The sequence below is a fragment of the Eggerthella sp. 1_3_56FAA genome (assembly GCF_000185625.1).
GTDB lineage: Bacteria > Actinomycetota > Coriobacteriia > Coriobacteriales > Eggerthellaceae > Eggerthella > Eggerthella lenta.
In genome coordinates, this window is the sequence record NZ_GL622579.1 from 889,010 (window position 1) to 891,944 (window position 2,935).

Genomic DNA, 2,935 nt, shown 5'->3' on the forward strand with positions numbered 1-2,935 from the left:
GCGCACGCCGTGCGCACGCAGCGCGTCGGTCGCAGCCACCGCTGCCGCGAGACCCGCCGCGCCGCCGCCTATGATCATCAGTTTCTTCATGCCCGCCATGATACCGCATCGCATGCGCGTTGGGCACGGGCGAAGGCCGATTCTGCGATCTCGCGCGCACGCGCATGGCACAGAATGAACGCTATGCACGATTTCTCGGCACTTTTCTGATTACCGGCGAAAGAAACCCCAGGTCGCAATTTCTCAGGCCAGTGCAGAATCGCGCATAGCGTTCATTCTGTGCCAACAACAGACCGGCCAGACCACACGCTGGAAGAGCCCCGAACGCCGGACAGGCCACACGCTGGTATCGCCCCGAACGCGGCCGGACCACACGCCGGCAGCGCGCCCCGAACGCGAAAGGGCCCCGGCATCTTTCGACACCGGGGCCCTCGCCGTCGCGCTATCCGCGCGCGGCGCTACTTCGATTCCAACACCGGAATGGGCGTCTCGTCCGTCTCCTCGAGGTTCTTGTCCCACACGTAGTGCTTCGTCTCGCGCGCGATCAAGCCCGACAGCAGCAGCACCACGATGATGTTCGGAACGGCCATCAGGGCGTTCGTGATGTCCGAGATGGTCCACACCAAATCGCCGATGCCGATGGCGCCCAAGAACGCCACGACGACGTACAGCACCTGGTAGGGACGGATGGCGCGCTTGCCGAACAGGTACGTGACGCAGCGGTTACCGTAGTACGACCAGCCCAAGATGGTGGTGTAGGCGAACAGGATCATGCCGATGACCAGAATGGGCGTGCCGATGTAGGGAATGGAGGCGAACGCCGCGCTGGTGAGGTCGGCGCCGGCCGAGATCTGGCCGCTCTCCATGATGCCGGGGTTCGCGATCATCGTGGACACCAGCACGATGCCCGTGAGCGCGCAGATGACCACGGTGTCCCAGAACGTGCCCGTCATGGACACGAGCGCCTGGCGCGCCGGGTTGCGCGTGGAGGCGGCGGACGCCACGATGGGCGCCGAGCCCAGGCCCGACTCGTTGGAGAACAGGCCGCGCGCGCAGCCGAACTGCAGCGCCATCATGAGGCCGGAGCCCACGGCGCCGCCGAACGCGGCCTTCGGCGTGAAGGCGCACTCGAAGATCAGGCAGATGGCGGGCCACACGAACTCCCAGTTCATGCCGATGATCACGATGCAGCCCCACGCGTAGGCGATGGCCATGAACGGCACGAGCTTCTCGCACACCTTCGAGATGATCTTGATGCCGCCGAAGATGACCAGGGACACCATGATAACGATGGCCAGGCCGATACCCCAGGTGGGCACGCCGGGTGCGTTCGACGTGATGATGCCGGTCATGGCACTGGACTGCACCGCCGAGCCGATGCCGAACGAGGCGACGGCCGCGAACAGCGCGAACGCGCCCGCTCCCAAGAGGCCCCACCACGGCGCCTTGCCGTCCTTCTCGAACGCGCGGCGCCACGCGTACATTGCGCCGCCCAGCATGTTGCCGTTGTGGTCCTTTACGCGGTACTTCACGGCGGCGAACGTTTCGGAGTACTTCGTGGCCATGCCGAACACGCCGGTCAGCCACATCCACAGCACCGCGCCCGGGCCGCCGGCCAGAATGGCGGTGCCCACGCCCACGATGTTGCCGGTGCCGATGGTGGCCGACAGCGCCGTGGTCAGCGCGCCGAACTGGCTGATGTCACCCGGCGCATCCGGATCCTTCGTCACCGACAGCTTGATAGCCGTGGGCAGCTTGCGCTGGATGAACCCGGTGCGAAACGTCAGGAACAGGTGCGATCCCAGCAAAAGCACGATCATCGGAGGACCCCACACGAAGGCGTCGATGTCGCTGATGAACTGGATGATATCCATGCACATCCCCTCTCTTCTCTTGTACAACGAATCCCCTTGCGAGAGAAAGAGCCTGCGCCGAAGCAGATTCCGGACGCCTCCGGCACACGACGAAGCCGTTTCGGCAGAGGTACTTTCGCACGCTAAAGTAGTCGGATTATAGCGACGCGGCGCTTTACGGTTCGTCAACAAAGGGAAAATCGTCCGCGAGCGGCATCGATAGGCGCCCTAGGCGTCGTCTTTCCCCTTGGTCTCGTCGAGCAGGAGATCCATCATCTCCTGACGGCCGCCCACGCCCAGCTTGCCGTAGATATGGGACATGTGGGTTTTGACCGTGCTCTCGGCCAGCACGAGCTCGTCCTGCACGAACGAGCAGGTGCGCCCTTGCGCCAACAGCGTGAACACCTCGGTCTCGCGCGGCGACAGCGCGTAAGCCGCGGCCACCTCCTGGCAGCGCTCGACGATGGACTGGGTCAGACGGCTGGCCGTGTCGCCCGCCGCCTCGTCGTCGAGGGCGCCCTCCGCAACCTGCCGGCCCCTGCCGCGTCCGCGCGCGAGCGACGACAGCCACGAGCGGTTCATCACGAGCGCCACCACCACGAGGATGACAGTCGTCTCCACGACGGCGCTGCCGCGCAGGAACACCACCCACACCACCGAGGCTGCGGCGTACGCAAGCCCCGCGATGCCGACGATGCGGTTCTCGGACAGCGGCAACAACGTGCAGGCGGCCGCGATCGCCGACCAGAACAGCAGGTGGGCGAACGGGTCGTTCAACTGCACGATGCTGTCGAGCAGCGCGTTCGGCGCATCGCCCAGCTGGGCGCGCACCACCACGACGAACAGCCCGGCGATGACCACGAGGATGGGCGGTTGGAACCGCACCGACGCGGGCTGCTTCGCCATGAGCAGCAGGGCGAGCCACGCGAACGCCGCCAGGCACAAGGTGAGCACCGTGATGGCCGGGATGCGCCCGAGCGCGTCGAAGTACGTGGTGTTCGAATCCCCCCATGCGCCCGAGGGGCCGAAGATGCGCACCATGGCCAGCAGCACGCCCGCCATGACCAGCACGGCCACCATGT

At 65.8% G+C, this 2,935-nt stretch carries 2 protein-coding genes; both read right to left on the reverse strand.

The annotated features are described in order from the left end of the window. Window positions 1-458: 458 nt before the first annotated feature. Complete coding sequence (locus HMPREF1023_RS03890) at window positions 459-1,874, reverse strand: sodium:alanine symporter family protein (RefSeq protein ID WP_009304850.1); 1,416 nt, start codon at window positions 1,872-1,874, stop codon at window positions 459-461. Between the two features lie 207 nt (window positions 1,875-2,081). After that, a partial coding sequence (locus HMPREF1023_RS03895) for a helix-turn-helix transcriptional regulator (RefSeq protein WP_009304851.1) occupies window positions 2,082-2,935 on the reverse strand: 854 nt, incomplete at its 5' end.